Source organism: Actinoplanes ianthinogenes, from assembly GCF_018324205.1.
GTDB classification, from domain to species: domain Bacteria; phylum Actinomycetota; class Actinomycetes; order Mycobacteriales; family Micromonosporaceae; genus Actinoplanes; species Actinoplanes ianthinogenes.
This window is the reverse complement of sequence record NZ_AP023356.1, coordinates 7443143-7459138: the sequence shown is the minus strand read 5'-3', so window position 1 is coordinate 7459138 and position 15996 is coordinate 7443143. Positions and strand designations below refer to the sequence as shown.

Here is a 15996-nt window from a genome sequence, read left to right as displayed (position 1 = left end):
CGATGGATTGAAACGCATTGTAGGGACAGCGCTCCGACCCCGTCGACGTCAGCATCGCACCTTGAATGAAACATTTCAACCAAGGCCTCAGGCCGCGGCGATGTGCGCCGCCACGATCCGCCAACCAGACCCCTTTTCGTACGCCCAGGTCCGCGTGTACCGCAGCCGCGCGCGGAACGGCGCCCCGCCGAACGTCCCCGCCACGTCACACACCACGAACGTCACCCCGGTGCCCGCCACCACCAGTGACTCCAGGCTCACCTCGGTCAGCGACTCGATCACCGAGCTGCCCGACCGGTAGGCGTCCAGGTCGTCGTCCTTGCGGTAGCGCCCGCCGTCCGGCCCGATCGCGATCAGCCGGTCGTCGAGCAGCCGGTCCAGCTCGGCCACGTCCCCGGTGCGCTGCGCGTCCTGCAGCCGCCGCTCCGCGGCCAGCAACTCCTCCTCGGTCATCCGCCCAGGATAGGAGCCGCACCCGTTGGGCGATCTCCCAGGAACGTCGGCTACCGTCCGTGCCCGTGACACGCTCCCGGATCGTCCCCGCCGCCCTGCTCCTCGCCTGCCTGACCGGCCTCGCCGGCTGCGACAGCGACGCGGACACGACGACCGGCGCCACCCCGGCCGCGTCCGGCGCCGCGGCATCCGCCGGGTCGTCCGCGCCGGCCGCCGGCGCCCCGGTCGGTGACAAGGAGCTGTGCACCACGCTGAACAAGGCGGCCAGCACCATGAAGGGCGGCATCTCGGACGCGCAGCAGGCGGACGGCAGCGTCGCCGCGAAGGACGCGAAGGAGGCGTTCGCCAAGTTCCACAAGGCGGTGGACGAGGCGCTCGGCGCCGCCGCGACCACCGAGGTGACCACCGCGGCGCGGGCGGTGGCCGACGAGATCGCCAAGGCGGCGCAGGCCGACGACCCGATCGGCGCCGCGGCCGACGCCGGATTCGCCGACCTCAGCGAGGACCTGACGACCGCCTGCCGGACAGCCGGCGTGACCATCAACTTCTAGGACGACCCGGGCGACCGGCGCGCGAACCAGGTGAGCGCCTGCCCGTGCGGGCGGGCCCAGGCCACCGGCTCGCCGTCCAGCGCCAGCACGTGGTGCAGGGTCTCGGCCGGCGGGTTCGGCAACGGGTCCGGGTAGGACAGGACGGTCGGGTTCTCCAGCGCGATCCAGTGGGCGGGCAGACCGCGTACCGAAGAAATGAATCTCTCTCGGCGGTCGGCCGGCACCTGGTAGAGGACCATGCTGTGGAAGATCACCAGGGTGGCGTCGCGGGGTGCTTGCGCCGCGAGCGCCGGCAGGTCGTCGACCAGGTCGCCGCGGACGAGCAGCGGCGGGTCGGCGGCCACGATCCGGGCGGCGGCGCGCAGCCGGGCGCGGCGCTCGGCCTGCTCCGGCCAGATCAGCGCGTCCAGCCAGGCCAGGTCGGCGGGGTCGGTGACGTCGAGCGGATGGCGGTCCAGCCCGGCCCGCCAGACGATCTCGGGGAGCCGGTCCGGCGGGGCGGTGCCGGTCAGCGCGCAGTCGAGCAGCGGCTCGCCCGCGCCGAGGACGTGCTCGCCGTACCGGTAGGCGTAGCGGTCCGGGTACAGGTTCAGGCCCGCGGACGGGCCGGCCTCCAGCAGCGCCAGGGGTTGCGGGAGCGCGGCGAGGATCGGGAGCAACAGCGCGCAGCGGGCGACCTCGTTGGTCTGCGTCGCCCGGGCGCGGATCTCCGGCTCGATGCGGGACCAGTTCGCCACGGTGAAGTCGCAGGCGGCGGCCGGGTCGGTGACCGGGCCACCGAGGAACTGGAGCACGGCGAAGAGCAGGTTCGGCTGGCGCTTCGCCGGTGGCAGCGTGTCCAGCAGGGCGAGGACCCGGCGGTCGCGCGAGACGGCGACGGCCAGGTCCTCGTACGCCGGGGACTCCCCGGCGGCCTCCCGGGCGGCGAACTCGGCGTAGATCACGGCGGTGGTCATCGTGTCAGTGGACCAGATTCGCACGTCCCGGACGCAGGTGGCGAGCGGTGGCGACGCGGCGCAGCGGGGCGAGCGCGCCGAGGATGGCCAGGGCCGCGAACGGGAGCAGGTTCAGGTTCACCGAGATCGCGACGATGCCCAGGCCGAACACCAGCGGCGTCCAGACCGGCAGCCGGCGGGCCGCGACCATCATCCCGAACAGCACCAGCACGCCGACCGGGAAGAGCATCGGGCCGGCCTTCTCCAGCAGGCCGGGCAGCGGCGCGGCCTCGCGGAACGCGTCCGAGAGGTCCCCGGCGATCACCCAGAGGAAGGCGGCCACGCCGGCCAGGCTCGCGCCGGTGGCGACCGTCGCGACCCGCCGCCGGTCGGCCGGGAAGGTGTTGCGCACGGCGACCGTGAGCACGCCGAACAGCACCATGCCGGCGAAGAACGCCAGGTGCCCGACGGTCCAGAGCGGGCCGTTGCCACGGTCGCCGTCCAGGCCGTCGAGGAAGCGCAGGATGCCGTAGGTGAGGAGCAGCGCCGGGGCGAGCAGGGCGGTCCGGCGGATGACGACCGAGTTCGATTCCATGGGGGGAACGCTATGGCGGTCGATGCCCCACGCAGGACCGGCGGATTCCCCGACGGCGCCCTGATTCCGGCCCTCGGGAAACCCTTAGGGAACACCCTTGGTTTTTCCTATCGAGCAGATAGGAATGCTATGCTCGCGGGCACCGGGGGCCGACGGCCGGGAGCAGCGGGGACGCCACGAGCGCCGCGACCGCTCCGGCCGCGGCCCGCCGGACCACGGGACCACTGAACGCCAGCGGAGGGCATCGCGTGACCACCCTGACCGAACAGGCCGCCGCCGAGCACTTCGCCGCCCGGGCGTTCACCCCCGGGGTGCCGGGCTTCGTCGGGGTGGCGGTCGACCTGCTGCTCGACCCGGCCTGCGCGCCGACCGGGCGACGACCGCTGCGGCACGGCTTCCTGGACACGCGTTCGCCCCGGGTCCTGGTGGTCAGCGGGCCCCCGTCGCCGGGCATCGAGACCGCGCTGCGCCGGATGACCGACGACCTGGCCGCCGCGAGCCGGGTGGTGGATCAGCACGGGCTCAGCGTGCTGCCGTTCGCCACCGACACGGTGCACCCGGAAGGGCCGCTGCACGCGTACGGGACGGCGACCGCCGGGATCCGGGTCGGGCTGGAGGCGGGCCTCGAGGGTGGCGGGCCGCTCGGGCTGCGCCGCCGCTGGGTCCTCGCGCACACCCTCGCTCCGGTGCTGGCCGCCGCGTTCGCCAACGCGCCGCTGCGGCACGGCCGCCCGACCGGCTGGCGCAGCGTCCGCCAGGCGCTGCGCCGCGACCTGCCGGTGCTGCCCGGGACCCCGGTGGTGCCGGGGCCGCGGATTCCGGATTCGCTCACGGTCCCGGCCGGGTCCCGGTTCACCGCCGATTTCCGTACGACCTGGGCCGCCACCGTCCTGGACGCCCCCACCGTCACCGGCCGCAGCCTGCGTGACCGCTTCCGATCGGGCACCCGCCTCACCGTCGCCGACCTGGACCGCCACCTCGCGAGCCTGCGCCCGCCGGTGGCCGCCCGCGGGCACCTGGAGATCGACGCGGTCGACCGGCAGTCCGGCAACGGCTGGCGCGTCCCGGCCGCGGTGATCACCGCCCTGCTCGACGACCCGCGCGCCGCCGAGGAGGCGTACGCGGCCACCGTGCACCTGGTCGACGAGCCGCGCCTGTGGGAGCGCGCCGCCCGGGACGCCCTCACCGACCCGGTCCTGGCCGACGCGGCCCGCGCCTGCTTCCTGGCCGCCTACGCCAGCTTCGCCCGGCACGGCGCCACCCGCGAACTGCGCGACGCGCTCGCCGACTACACCGACCGCTACGTCAACCGCGGCCGCTGCCCCGCCGACGACCTCCTGGACCGCGCCGCCGGCCTGGTCTGACGATCCGCCCGGTCCCGGCCGCCGCGGCGGGCCGGGTGGCCGCGGATGCAGCGGCTGTACGCCGACCGGGCGCTGCCGCACCGACCATGCCGGGGCCGACCCCGGCGCGGGCCGGCACCGGCGGTCACACCGCGTCGATGAAGTGCTCGCCGAGCAGGCCGCGCAGGCGGCTCAGGGCGCGGGCGTTGCGCATCTTCACCACCGACACGGAGACGCCGAGGATCGTCGCGACCGTCTCGACGCTGTGGTCCTCGGCGTGCCGCAGCACCAGGACGGCCCGGTCCTTGACCGGCAGCTGGGCCAGCGCGTCCACCAGGGCGAGGCGCAGCTCCGGGGCCCAGACCGCGCCGCTGTCCGGCCGGTCCGGCAGCTCGGCCAGCACCACCTCCGAGCCGCTGCGCCGCCGCTGCTGGTCGAAGACGAGGTTCATCAGCACCCGCCGGCTGTATCCCTCGAGGTTGGCGCTGGCGCGGATCCGGTCCCAGGAGGCGTACATCTTGGTGAAGGTCTGCTGGGTCAGGTCCTGGGCCAGGTGCCAGTCCCGGCACATCAGGTAGGCGCTGCGGCGCAACCTGGCGGCGGCGGACGCCACGAACGCGGTGAACTCGTCGTCCCGGGCGGCCTTGGCCCGGCGGCGGGACTCGCTCCAGCCGGCCAGGAGCCCGGTCACAGCGTCCCGCCGACCGGGGCGCCCGGCTCGCAGACCCGGCCGACGATCTGAGCGACCCCGGGCATCGCCGCGTACCGCTCGCGGAAGTCCGCGAACCGTGCGGGGTCCGTCAGCCGCAGCCGGAACGACGCGGGAATCGAGTCCCGGTCGACGGCCTGGACGAAGTCCGGACTGTCCGCGTAAAGCGCCTTGAACCGCTCGTAGGCCTGCTCCCGGGTCTCGTACTCCAGCGCGCTGATCCGCAGGTCCGCACCGAGCGCCGTGTGCAGCGCCGCCCGCTGCCCCTCGGTCGCCCGGTCGGTCAGGAAGATCGCCACGTCGGTGGCGTCCTCGGCCACCGGCTGCGCGGAGCAGGACGGCGCCGCCGCGGGCTGCCACATCGCCGCCGCGGCCGGCCCCGGCCCGGTCTGTGGCCCGGCCCCGCCGGACGGCAGGCTCAGGGCCGCCACCACGCCGAGCACCGCCACCACGCCGGCCGCCGATCCCCCGATCGCGGCCCACTGCCGCCGCCGGCGGCGCACCCGCCCGACCTCGGCGATGGCGGACTGCGCCATCTCCCCCGGGTCGAACCCCGGGCCGTCGCCGGCCGCCCGGTCGAAGTGTCTCCGCATGCTCGCGTCCACGTCGGTGCTCCTCGCTGTCCGTCTCAGGCTCTGCTGAAAAGGACTGCTTGAAGCCCCGATCAGGTCACATCGGGGAGGTTAGGTCGAGGAGAGCGCGGGCGCTACACCCAAGTCCCCCGCCTCGGCGGAGGGCTCCGTGCGGTTACGGAGGAAAGAAGGAAGCGCTCGCATGGCCTCGACCGTCACCCCGTCACACCGGCAGCAGCTCGGCGAACCGGCCCGGCGTGTACACCTCCGACCCCTCGGGGAGTTCCTCCGGCGCGTCCAGGCCGATGAACGTGACCGGCTCGTCCGGCACACCGCCGTCCCAGCTCGTCACCTCGGTCCGGTCGCGCCAGCGGTCGATCAGGTAGCCCATGGTCAGGTAGCGCCGCTCGATCAGCGCGCGCACCCGGTGGGACGTGCCGAACCGGTTCTCCTCCACCCGGTTGAACGCCGGCCAGCCGCGCAGGTACAGGTGCAGCCACACGGCCTGCCAGCCCCGCTCGCCCTTGGTGAAGACCATCGGCAGCGCGATCCGTCCGGTCCCGCGCAGGTGCGACTTGGCCCGCACGGTCCGGGCGTCGAACGGCATGCCGCGCTGCTCCGGCATCCGGGCCTGATACCCGAACATCGACTCGGCGACCTCGTCGAACGACTCCCCGGCGTAGATGTTGACCTGCGGGACCACGTACTTCCCGCGCAGCGTCAGCGGCACGTCGATGAACTCGGTCGCGCCGTTCTTCGCGTCGGTGAGGTCACCGGAGTGCACCACGCCGTCGTGCTTGTAGTTCGTCCAGGACACCTGGCCCAGGCTGCGGAATTCCTCGTCGAGCAGCAGGACCGACAGGTCGTAGTCGGTCCGCCGGGCGGTCTGCCGCCAGTACATGAAGAACCGCAGCAACTCCCCGTCGACCACACCCCGCGAGCCGCGTGGCAGCACCGCGAAGCCGCCCTCGGCCGCCTTGCCGGACAGCGGCAGGGCGACGTCGAGCACCGCCGGGTCGACCAGGATCGGCCGCTCCGGCAGCGAAAGCGACGGCAGCGAAAGCGACGGCGGCGAAAGCGACGGCAGCCGGGCGCCGATCGCCGCGTCCAGTCGCGACGACAGCTCGGCCACCAGCTCGGCCGGCAGCGGCGGCCGCCGGTCCGGACCGATCCAGGCGGTCCGCGAGCGGTTCGCGTACATCCGGGCCGACGCCGGCACGAGCCGGTTGCCGACGTGCTCGCGCAGCGAACAGAGCACCCGCCCGGACGCCGCGCCGAGCGCACCGGTGACCGCCTCGGTCACGGCGTCGCGCTCGGCCGCCGAAGCCAGCCGCAGCAACCGGTCCGCGGACCGCAGGAGCAGGCCCGGCGCGGCCGACAGCACGGTGGCGGCCCGGCCGACGTCGCCGGACCGGAACGCCGCCTCGGCGCGACCGGCCACGGTCGGCACCCGGCGCTCGCCGCGCGCGACCGTGAAGACCTCGCGGGCGTGCGGCCACTGGGTGTACTCGTGCGGGTGCAGGCGCTCGCCGAGCCGCTTCCACCGCTCCGCGTGGCGCGCGACGTCGCCGAGCTTGCCCGGGTTCGCCGCGACGACCTCGTGCAGCGCCGCCAGCAGGACCCGGCGCTCCCGGCGCGGGAAGGCGCGGAACCGGGTCGGCCGGGCGAGCGAGACGTCGCCGCCGGAGACCTGGCAGGCCAGGCGCAGCACGTCGGTCGTGGTGTCGACGGCCACCAGCGGGCGGCCGAGGACCAGCCGGATGCCGTTGAGCACGGCACGGTTCTCCCGGACCGGGATCTCCGCCGGCTGCGGGCCGTCCGCGCAGGTCAGGGCGAGCTCGCTGAGGATCGCGAGGTCCGCCTCGCCGAGCGGGGCCGGGCTGCCGGCCAGCGACAGGTAGAGCCGCTGCGCCTCCACCTCGGCGGTGTCGCCGAGGTGCAGCAGGGTGACCCGGTCGCCGGCCGCCGCGATCAGCTCGTCGTGGGCGGCCAGCAGGTCGGCGTAGGTGTGCTGGTAGGTGCCGTACCCCGGCAGGTCGAGCAGGTTCACCGTGCGGAGGTCCGGCAGCTCACCGCCGCCGCCGGCCGGCACGGCCGCGCGCAGCCGCTCGGTCCAGAACTCGACGGTGTCCGGGACGCCGTCCGGGAAGCGCAGGAAGTAGGCGTTGTGCCGGACGTGGTCGCCGACCAGCTCACGGACCGCGGACACCACGGTGGCGGCCAGGTCCATGGCCGGCTCCGGCGCGAGCCCGCCGACGTGCTCCAGCAAGGCCCGCGACGCGGCGAAACCGACGTCGAGCAGCGTGGCGTCCAGCTGCCGGGCCACCGCGGCACCGTCACCGGGGGCGCCCGTGCTCGCGGGCACGCGCAGCGTCTTCTGGATGATCAGCTTCTCGAGCACGGGCCCTCCCAACCACGAATGCGTGGGCCGCCGGGGACTCGAACCCCGAACCGTTCGATCCAAAGAGGAGAAGGAAGCGCCTCCATGACCGCGCGAGCGGGAAGCGGACGCACTATCCAGTCGAATGCTCTAACCCTTGAGCTAGCGACCCGCCGCTGATACTGGCACGCGCTCCGCCGCCGGACCATCGAGTTTCGACGGGGCCAGGCGGATCAGGGCCACGATCGCGGCCAGCAGCATCAGGCCCGCGCTGGTCCACGCGGCGGCGTGCAGGCCGGACGCGAAGGCCTCCCGGGCGGCGTGCAGCAGACCGGGCGACCCGGTGGCGACGGCGCCGCTGAGGGTCTCCCGCGCGACGGCCGGCACGGCCAGCCCGGCGGCGATGGAGAGAAGGCGGGTCTGACTCGCGCCGTGCGCGGCGATCTCCTTGATGCCCCAGATGACCGGCAGCACGGCGGCAGCATCAGCGTGGCGCCGGCGACGCCGAGCAGCGCCCGCGCTGTACTAATACGCGCAGCAGGCGTGCTGGCTGTGCTCGACGTACTCGGGGTCGTGCCACCAGAAGGCGGCGTTGGCCGGGTGGTCGTGGAAAGCGACTTCTTCCAGGGACGCGGGCTGCACCACCCCTCGGAACGGCGCCAGCAGGGCGTCGACCGTGTGCAGCACGCCGGAGGCCATCACCTGCCGGACGTTCGCGGCCTGATCGATGTCGGTCAGCGGGTCACCGCCCAGGATCACCAGGTCGGCGTAGCGCCCGGGCGCGATCCGGCCCAGCGGCTCGCCCAGGAAGTCGGCCGGGATCCGGGTGGCGGTGCTCAGCGCCTCCCACGGCGTCATCCCGTAGGCGACCATGGCGCGCAGGTTGAGGTGGGTGCTGACCGCGTTCGGCGAGATCGGCGAGTCGGTGCCGGTGATCACCCGGCCGCCGCCGCGCAGCACCCGGGCCACGTGCGCCACCTGCCGGGCCAGGTTCTGCCGGTTCACCGTCTGGTCGGTGGTCCGCGCGGTCTCCGCGATGCCGCGCAGCGTCGCGTATTCCCAGCTCGGATAGAGGGTACGCACCCGCACGTCGTCCACCAGCCCGGCGTCGTCGCCGAGCAGGGTGACCGCGCCGAACAGGGTCGGTGTCAGCGTGGCCCGGCTGCCGATGAAGATGTCCGCCACGTCCGAGTAGGCCGAGCCCAGCGGGGTGACCGTCCGCGAGTACCCGAACCGGCTGGTCGCGCCGACGTGCTCCTGCCCGTCACCACCGAACGCGAACGCCGGATAGTGGTAGTGCGAGGTAGCGTGCACGCCGTGCCGGTGCGCCCAGGCGATCACCTGCCGCTGCCGCTCCGGGGCGAGCCGCACGTAGGACTTCATCAGGTCGTAGTCGAGCGCGCCGGCCCGTTCCAGTTCCAGGGCGACCTGCGCCGCGTCGAAGGTGGGGCGCATGAAGTTGTAGAAGATCCGGGACCCGTCGACCGCCTCGCCGGTGGCGAAGTAGCGCGGCCCGATCCGCGCACCGGACTGGATCGACTCGCGCTCCTCGACCATCTGATAGGCGGGACTGCCCGGCGACCGCGTGGTGGTGATCCCGAGCGAGAGCCACAGCCGCCCCTGCCGCGCCCCGTAGGAATACCCCTGCATCTCCCGGTGGTGATGCATGTCGATCAGGCCGGGCGTGACCACCGCGTCGCGCGCGTCGACCAGCCGCCCGTCCCGGTCGTCGCGATGCGGCCCGACCTCGACGATCCGGTGCCCCTCGACGACCACGTCGACGTCCCGGCCGAGGGTCCGGCTGACGCCGTCCCAATACCGGCCCGCCCGGATCACGGTCCGCCCGCGAGGCGCGGTGTTCGCCCAGGTCAAATTCACCTTTACGGTACGCGGTGAGCCGCCGCCCGCCTCGACCAGCCGCAGCCGCCCACCGTTGAGGTAGAGCAGCCGCGTCGAGTCGCCGCTCCAGCTGGGCGCGTCGGTGACCTCGCGGGTGACCTGCCGGGGCTCCCCGGCGAACGTGCCGTCCGGGTGCACGTCGACGACCCAGAGCACGCTGGCCACCACGAAGGCGAGCCGCGTGCCGTCCGGGGACCAGACCGGGCCGTCGTCGCCACGGGTCTGCAGGGAGCGGTCCGGGAGGGGGTCGACGTACCGGCCGGCGCCGGTGGCCGTGTCGACCAGCAGGATCTTGCTGAGGCCCTCCCGGAAGCGGGCCGAGTAGGGCACGATCGCGGCCAGCGCGATGGTCCGGCCGTCGGCGGACCAGCTCGGGCGGCCCGGCTCGAAGGTCGCGGTGAACAGCTTGCGGACCGCGCCGGTGGCCACCTCCACCGTGTGGAGCGCGCCGGTCTGGTCCAGGAACGCCAGCCGGGAGCTGTCCGCGGACCAGCTGCCGGACACCGCCGCCGCGTTCGGCAGCGCGGTCAGCTGCCGGTCCGCGCCGGTCGCCAGGTCACGCAGCCAGATGTCGAGCTTGCCGGCCCGGTCGGTGGAATAGGACAGGTATTTGCCGTCCGGCGACCAGGCCGGGTCGGACTTCCACCAGGAGTCCCGGGTGAGCGGCCTCGGCGGCTGCCCGATCCGCATCGTCCAGATGTCGTTGAGCGCGCGGAACGCCACCGACCGGCCGTCCGGGGAGAGCACCGGGCTGCCGATGCCGAGCACCGGGCGCGGGTGGACCGACTCGAAGTCCCGGGACCGTTTGCGGTACTCCGGGGTGGTCAGCGGGACCGCCGCGGCGAAACCGATCTCCGACCGGGCCGGCGCGCCCAGCCGGCGGCGCCGGATCACGCCGTCGGCGGCGTACACGAAACTGCCGTCCGGACCGAAGCTGACCCGGAACGGAAAGACCTCCTCGCCGGTGATCTCGGGTTTGCCGTCCCGCCACAGCTCGCTGCGGCCGTCCAGGAGCACCTGGTAGACGATCCCGGAACCGTCCGGCGTCCACTCCGGTCCGTGGATCACCTGGCCGGCCGGAACGGTGACCCGGGTGGTGCGGGTGCCGGTCGCCACCTCGACCACGTCGATCCGGGTGTTGGCGACCACGAACGCGATCCGGGCGCCGTCCGGGGACCAGGCCGGTTCGTACTCCTCGGCGGTGGTGCCGCCGGGCACCGCGGTGATCGCGCCGGAGGCCAGGTCGAGCAGGTGGATGCCGTAGCTGCCGTCCCGGTCGCTGGAGAACGCGAGCCGGCGGCCGTCCGGGGCGAACCGCGGCTCGCGGTGGTCGAACGGGCCGGTGGTGAGCCGGCGCAGGCCCGACCCGTCCGGCCGGATCAGCCACAGGTCGAACGACCCGGCCCGGTACGACTGGACCACGAGGCTCGCCCCGTCCGGCGCCCAGTCCGGCTGGGCCACGTCGAAGAGGTCCCCGGTCAGCCGCCGGGCCGGACCGCCCGGGGCGGGCAGCACCCACAGCACCCCGGCCAGGTCCATCGCGATCCGCTTACCGTCCGGCGACTGGCGCACCGCCAGGCCGGTGCCCTGCCGCAGCCCGGTGCGCCGGGTCGCGGCGGAGGCGGCCCCGGCGACGGCCGGGCCCAGGACGGTGGCACCGGCGACCCCGGCGAGAAGCTCACGTCTGCTGACTGCACTCATCGGATTAATAGACACCTATTGATGGGTTCGAGCAAGGTCGATCACGCCGATAGGGTTACCGTATGCGCATTTCGATCTGGCCGGGTGCGGGTCAGCCGTGGTCCGACATCCTTCAGACCGCCCGTCACGCGGAAGAGACCGGCTGGGACGGCGTCTGGATCGCCGACCACTTCATGCCGAACGCCGGCACCGGCCGCGACCCCGACCACCCCACGCTGGAGGCCGGCTCGCTGGTCGCCGCCCTCGGCGCGGCCGTCCCGCGGGTGCGGATCGGCACCCTCGTCTACGGCAACACCTATCGGCACCCGGCCGTGGTGGCCAACATGGCGGCCACCGTCGACCACGTCACCGGCGGCCGGTTCACCCTCGGCGTCGGCGCCGGCTGGCAGGTCAACGAGCACGAGCAGTACGGCATCGAGCTGCCCCCGACCAAGCAGCTGCTGGACCGCTTCGTCGAGGCGCTCCAGGTGCTGCACGGGCTGCTGCGCCAGTCGCGGACCACCCTGGACGGTGAGTACTACCAGCTCACCGACGCGGTCTGCGAGCCGAAGCCGGTGCAGGACCCGCTGCCCATCATGATCGGCGCCAAGGGCGAGAAGCGGATGCTCGGCGTGGTCGCCGAGTACGCCGACATGTGGAACACCTGGGGCCTGCCCGACCTGTTCGCGCACAAGTCCGCCGTCCTCGACCGGTTCTGCGCCGAGCGCGGCCGGGACCCGAAGTCGATCGAGCGCACCGCCCAGGCGCTCACCGTGGTCAACGGCCCGCTGCCGGAGCACGTGGCGATGCCGGCCATCGGCGGCAGCCCGGCGAAACTGGCCGACGCCATCGCCGAGTACCGCGCGGCCGGCCTGGACGAGCTGATCGTCCCGGACGCCTTCCTCGGCTCCGGCGCCGAGAAGCTCAAGGCGATGGACACCGTCCTCGGACTGCTCAACGGGTAGCCGCCGGGCGATTCCCGGTTGCTAAACGGGTAGTCGCCGGGCGACTCCTCACGTCGCCGAGCCGTGCGCCGACATGCAAGGGCGACCCGCGCGGTGCGGGCTCGGCGACGTGAAAGGCCCGCTCTGATGGACCTGCCTGAGATCGGCTCCCCGATTTTCCTCGCCCTCGCGGACGGTGTGAACATCCGTTCCCGCCTCGAATCGGTGGACGACGGCACGTTCAGTGTGGCCGCTCCGCTGGAGACCAGCGGGCCGGACGGCTTCCTGCCCGGCTACGAGTTCGAGGTGTTCTGGGTGCCGCCGCGTACCCGGATCAAGATGCCGGTGCTGCTCAAGGGCGTCAGTGACTCGTCGCCGTTCCGGTGGACGCTGTTCCCGACCGCGGAGCCGGAGATCAGCAACCGCCGGGAGTTCGCCCGCGGCGGCGCCGGCGCCCCGATCCGCCTGTTCGGCGAGTGGGGTCCCAGCTGGCTCCAGGGCCAGATGCTTGACATCAGCGAGGGTGGCCTGCGGTTCTGGGTCAACGACGCCACGATGCTCAAGGAGGGCGACTACATGCGCGCCCTGGTCTGGCTGGGCAACGGCGAGGCCGAGATCAAGGGCAAGGTGTACGCGGTCCGCCCGGCCGGCGACGAGCCCGGCTACCACGTGGTGCTGATCTTCAAGACGATCGACCCGCTCGCCCAGATGATCCGGCAGTACGTGATCGCCTGGGAGATCGGCGAGCGCCGCAAGGCCCGCCAGCAGGCCTGAGGCCCGCCGGCGGGTCACAGCGAGTGGACCACGCCACTTCGTATCGCGGCGAGTTTGTCCGGGTTGGCGGTGTTGAGGATCGCCGCCACCCGGCCGTCGTCGTCCAGGTCGAGCGTGATCGTGGCGATCACCCGGCCGGCCCCGGAGAACACCACGCCGGCGCCGCCGTTCAGCTCGACCAGCGCGGCCGACATCTGGTCCGGCCGCACGCCCTCGTAGGGCCGGCTGCCCACCCCGGCCAGCCAGGTCGCGACGCGTTCGGCACCGTGCACCGGGCGCATCGCCTGGCGTACCTTGCCGCCGCCGTCGGTCCACAGCGTGACGTCCGGCGCGAGCAACTCCATCAGCGTGTTGATGTCGCCGCCGGTGGCGGCCGCGAAGAAGCGCTCGGTCACCGCGCGCTGCCGGTCGCGGTCCGCCGGGAACCGGGGACGCCGCGCACGGACGTGCTCGCGCGCCCGGTGCGCCGTCTGCCGCACGCTCTCCGGGGTGCGCTCCACCGCCTCGGCGATCTCGTCGTAGCTGAACGCGAACGCCTCGCGCAGCACGAAGACGGCCCGCTCCAGGGGTGTCAGGTTCTCCAGGACCAGCAACAGCGCGGGCGCCACGTCCGGCACCTCGCCGCTGGTCAGGATCGGCTCCGGCAGCCACGGCCCGAGGTACGTCTCGCGGCGGGCACTGGCCGCCCGCAGCCGGTCCAGCGCCGTGTTCGACACGATCCGGACCAGGTACGCCTTCGGGTCGGCGACCTTCGACCGGTCGGCCGCCGACCACTTGAGCCAGGAGTCCTGCACCGCGTCCTCGGCGTCCGCGGCGCTGCCGAGGATCCGGTAGGCGATGGAGAAGAGCAGGTTCCGATACTGATCGAAGACGGTCACCGACGCCACACCATCACCGAGCCGGGGTGCTTCAGGGCGCGCCGGAAGGTCGGCCACGGGGACGAGGTCACGGTCTCCTTGTACCAGACCGCCACCCGGCCGGTCAGGCACCACCGGGCCGGGGCGTCGTCGGCGTGGGTGAACTGCACGACCGCGTCGCGGCGGCCCAGGCTGACCGGGGCGTGGTAATAGCCGAACCGGAACGGCCGGACCGGCTTGCCGTCCAGCTCGCGGACGATCTGCGCGGCGGTGTGCGCGGCGGTCGGCATCCCGCCCTGGCAGGTCCCGTGCATGACGCCGTAGCGCTGGGTGATCCGGGCGGCGTCACCGATCGCCCAGATCTCCGGGTGCGAGACCGAGCGCAGCGCGTCGTCGGTGACGATCCGGCCGTGCTCGTCGACGGTCAGCCCGGCCGCCGCGGGCAGGGGTGCGACCCGCACGCCGCTGGTCCACAGGATCGCGTCGGCCGGTGCGGTCGTGCCGTCGGCCAGGTCGACGCCGTCCGGGCGTACCTTAATGATCTCGCCGGTCCGCACCTGGACGCCCAGCCGGACCAGCGCGGCCCTGAGGTGTGCACGGGCCCGGGGCCCGAGGTTGCCGCCGGGCTCGGCCCGGCCGAGCAGCGTGACCGTGATGCGCGGGTGGCTCTCGGCGATCTCCGCGGCCGCCTCCAGGCCGGTCAGGCCGCTGCCGCAGACCACCACGCGGCCTTCGCTCAGCTCGTCGAGGCGGCGCGCGAACAGGTCCGCTTCCGTCGCGGAGTCCAAGGTGTACGCGTGGTCCGCCGCCCCGGGCACCGCCGAGGTGTCGGCCGCGCCGCCGAGCGCGTAGACCAGCGTGTCGTACCCGATCTCCCGCTCGTCGTCGATCCGGACCGTCCGCGCGACGGTGTCGATCCCGGTCACCCAGCCGACCTCCAGGCGCGCGTTCGAGCCCGCCAGCAGGGCCGGGATGTGCAGGTCCGCGAGGTCCTGGCCGGTGGCGGTCTGGTGCAGCCGGAGCCGCTCGGTGAAGCGCTCGGCCGGGTTGACGACGGTGATCGTCACGTCGTCGCGGCGGCGGGTGCGGCCGGCCAGGCTGACCGCCGTGAGCATGCCGGTGTATCCGGCGCCGATGACCACGATCCTCTTCGACATCGTCCTGCCCCTGTCTCTCGGTGTTTGCCACGAGACGGGGCAGGACGAGCCGGGCGTGAGGTGCCGTGACTCAGGTCACAGGCTCACTTGACCATGGAGCCGGTGTACGTGCCGTTCTCCGGGGCGACGGCGATGCAGGTGATGCTGCGGTCCGCGCTCCAGGAGGTGCGGGACGGGAAGATGTAGTAGAACTCCGCGTCCTTGAACTTGCCGATCGCGTAGGCGTCGATCTTGTCGTTGCAGCGGTTCTCGGCCTCGGTCTCGACCTTCTTGTCGCCGGGGTAGGCGCCGGCCGCCATCGTGGTGACGCTGTAGACCTCGCCCTGGTGCGGCACCGAGCAGGCGACCACCGGCATGTCGTAGACGGTTTCGTCGTCGGAGATGGTGGCGATGCAGTCGCCGGGGCGCAGCTTGTCGGTCCGGACGTCGGCCGGCTCGGTGGTGGTGGGCTTCGCCGTGGCGGTAGGCCGGTCTAAACCGGTCGGGCCGGCGTCCACGGGGGGATTGTCGTCGTTGAGGACACCGACCGCGATCAGCACGGCGAACAGCACGATCCAGCCGGCGGCGACGGAGAGCCCGGCGACGGCCAGGCCCTTGCCCTTCTCGCCGGTCTGCTTGATCTGCGACAGGGCGATGAAGCCGCAGACGACGGCGACTATCAGCAGGGCCGGGATGACGCCGAGGATGCCGCAGATCAGCGAGGCGACAGCGGCCTTGTTGGTCTTGGTGGGCTGCCCGTACATCGGGAAGCCCGGCGGCGGGAAACCGGCCGGCGGGAAGCCGGGCGGCGGGAAGCCGGGCGGCGGATAACCGCCGGCCGGTGGGTAAGGCTGGCCGGGGTAGGGCTGGCCTGGGAACGGCTGGCCGGGGTAGGCCTGGCCCGGGGGCGGCTGCCCGGAGTAGGCAGCCGGCGGGTACGCGCCGTAGGGCTGTGGGGGCACCGGCGGGGCCGCGTCGTAGCTGGGCTGCGGTGCCGCCGCCGGGTAGCCGGGCTGCGGCGGAGCGCTGTAAAACGGGTCGCCGGCGGGCGCCGGGAAGGCCAGCGGGTCGGCGGGCGGGGGCACGGGAGCCGGACCGGACACCGGGTGCGGCTGCCCGGGGAATTGCTCGTTCACGCGCGCACGCTAACCCAGAAAACGATCTTTAC

Annotated in this window: 15 protein-coding genes and 1 tRNA gene; 4 read left to right on the top strand and 12 right to left on the bottom strand. The window is 73.4% G+C overall.

The features are described from left to right. Positions 1 to 87 precede the first annotated feature (87 nt). A complete protein-coding gene (locus Aiant_RS33755; protein WP_189332989.1) occupies positions 88 to 453 on the bottom strand; it encodes a nuclear transport factor 2 family protein in 366 nt (121 codons plus the stop codon). A 65-nt stretch (positions 454 to 518) separates the two neighbouring features. Between Aiant_RS33755 and Aiant_RS33750 the strand changes: the two genes are divergently transcribed. Then, complete coding sequence (locus Aiant_RS33750) at positions 519 to 1004, top strand: hypothetical protein (protein ID WP_189332988.1); 486 nt, start codon at positions 519 to 521, stop codon at positions 1002 to 1004. Here the strand turns inward: Aiant_RS33750 and Aiant_RS33745 are convergent. Then, entirely contained in the window at positions 1001 to 1960 is a 960-nt protein-coding gene (locus tag Aiant_RS33745) for a DUF2332 domain-containing protein (protein ID WP_189332987.1), read from the bottom strand. The genes Aiant_RS33750 and Aiant_RS33745 overlap by 4 nt on opposite strands. 4 nt (positions 1961 to 1964) lie before the next feature. Then, complete coding sequence (locus tag Aiant_RS33740) at positions 1965 to 2534, bottom strand: hypothetical protein (RefSeq protein ID WP_212846591.1); 570 nt, start codon at positions 2532 to 2534, stop codon at positions 1965 to 1967. 248 nt (positions 2535 to 2782) lie between these two features. On the opposite strand from Aiant_RS33740, the gene Aiant_RS33735 reads away from it, so the two are divergent. Beyond that, on the top strand, positions 2783 to 3898 hold the full coding sequence (locus Aiant_RS33735; protein ID WP_229830620.1) for a glutamate-cysteine ligase family protein: 1116 nt from the start codon (positions 2783 to 2785) through the stop codon (positions 3896 to 3898). 124 nt (positions 3899 to 4022) lie between these two features. On the opposite strand, the gene Aiant_RS33730 is transcribed toward Aiant_RS33735, so the two are convergent. From Aiant_RS33730 to Aiant_RS33705, 6 genes are all read right to left on the bottom strand, one after another. Further along, the gene (locus Aiant_RS33730; protein WP_189332986.1) at positions 4023 to 4568 is read right to left on the bottom strand and encodes a SigE family RNA polymerase sigma factor; all 546 of its coding nucleotides are present in this window, start codon (positions 4566 to 4568) and stop codon (positions 4023 to 4025) included. Further along, entirely contained in the window at positions 4565 to 5191 is a 627-nt protein-coding gene (locus Aiant_RS33725; RefSeq protein WP_189332985.1) for a permease-like cell division protein FtsX, read from the bottom strand. Before Aiant_RS33725 ends, Aiant_RS33730 begins: the two co-directional genes overlap by 4 nt. A gap of 190 nt (positions 5192 to 5381) precedes the next feature. Beyond that, positions 5382 to 7559 (bottom strand): TerD family protein, encoded by a 2178-nt coding sequence (locus Aiant_RS33720; RefSeq protein ID WP_189332984.1) that lies wholly within the window; start codon positions 7557 to 7559, stop codon positions 5382 to 5384. Between the two features lie 23 nt (positions 7560 to 7582). Further along, positions 7583 to 7710 (bottom strand) — tRNA-OTHER (locus Aiant_RS33715). Then, the gene (locus Aiant_RS33710) at positions 7701 to 8012 is read right to left on the bottom strand and encodes a hypothetical protein (RefSeq protein WP_189332983.1); all 312 of its coding nucleotides are present in this window, start codon (positions 8010 to 8012) and stop codon (positions 7701 to 7703) included. Before Aiant_RS33710 ends, Aiant_RS33715 begins: the two co-directional genes overlap by 10 nt. A 51-nt stretch (positions 8013 to 8063) precedes the next feature. Further along, positions 8064 to 11138, bottom strand: a complete 3075-nt coding sequence (locus Aiant_RS33705) for an amidohydrolase family protein (protein ID WP_189332982.1) — start codon at positions 11136 to 11138, stop codon at positions 8064 to 8066. A 62-nt stretch (positions 11139 to 11200) separates the two neighbouring features. Between Aiant_RS33705 and Aiant_RS33700 the strand changes: the two genes are divergently transcribed. After that, on the top strand, positions 11201 to 12082 hold the full coding sequence (locus Aiant_RS33700; protein WP_189332981.1) for an LLM class flavin-dependent oxidoreductase: 882 nt from the start codon (positions 11201 to 11203) through the stop codon (positions 12080 to 12082). Between the two features lie 126 nt (positions 12083 to 12208). Further along, positions 12209 to 12835, top strand: a complete 627-nt coding sequence (locus Aiant_RS33695; RefSeq protein WP_189332980.1) for a PilZ domain-containing protein — start codon at positions 12209 to 12211, stop codon at positions 12833 to 12835. Positions 12836 to 12849: 14 nt separating this feature from the next. On the opposite strand, the gene sigJ is transcribed toward Aiant_RS33695, so the two are convergent. The 3 genes from sigJ to Aiant_RS33680 form a co-directional block, all read right to left on the bottom strand. Continuing rightward, a complete protein-coding gene (gene sigJ / locus Aiant_RS33690; protein ID WP_229830617.1) occupies positions 12850 to 13713 on the bottom strand; it encodes an RNA polymerase sigma factor SigJ in 864 nt (287 codons plus the stop codon). Beyond that, complete coding sequence (locus Aiant_RS33685) at positions 13710 to 14849, bottom strand: NAD(P)/FAD-dependent oxidoreductase (RefSeq protein WP_189332978.1); 1140 nt, start codon at positions 14847 to 14849, stop codon at positions 13710 to 13712. Before Aiant_RS33685 ends, sigJ begins: the two co-directional genes overlap by 4 nt. A gap of 83 nt (positions 14850 to 14932) precedes the next feature. Continuing rightward, positions 14933 to 15964, bottom strand: coding sequence for a DUF4190 domain-containing protein (locus tag Aiant_RS33680; RefSeq protein WP_189332977.1), 1032 nt, complete (start codon positions 15962 to 15964; stop codon positions 14933 to 14935). Positions 15965 to 15996: the final 32 nt, after the last annotated feature.

What these genes read in the sequence shown, in the direction of transcription:
- Aiant_RS33755 (WP_189332989.1), bottom strand. Translation starts at nt 453, where the DNA reads ATGACCGAGGAGGAGTTGCTGGCCGCGGAGCGGCGGCTGCAGGACGCG.
- Aiant_RS33745 (WP_189332987.1), bottom strand. Translation starts at nt 1,960, where the DNA reads ATGACCACCGCCGTGATCTACGCCGAGTTCGCCGCCCGGGAGGCCGCC.
- Aiant_RS33740 (WP_212846591.1), bottom strand. Translation starts at nt 2,534, where the DNA reads ATGGAATCGAACTCGGTCGTCATCCGCCGGACCGCCCTGCTCGCCCCG.
- Aiant_RS33705 (WP_189332982.1), bottom strand. Translation starts at nt 11,138, where the DNA reads ATGAGTGCAGTCAGCAGACGTGAGCTTCTCGCCGGGGTCGCCGGTGCC.
- Aiant_RS33700 (WP_189332981.1), top strand. Translation starts at nt 11,201, where the DNA reads ATGCGCATTTCGATCTGGCCGGGTGCGGGTCAGCCGTGGTCCGACATC.
- Aiant_RS33695 (WP_189332980.1), top strand. Translation starts at nt 12,209, where the DNA reads ATGGACCTGCCTGAGATCGGCTCCCCGATTTTCCTCGCCCTCGCGGAC.
- Aiant_RS33685 (WP_189332978.1), bottom strand. Translation starts at nt 14,849, where the DNA reads ATGTCGAAGAGGATCGTGGTCATCGGCGCCGGATACACCGGCATGCTC.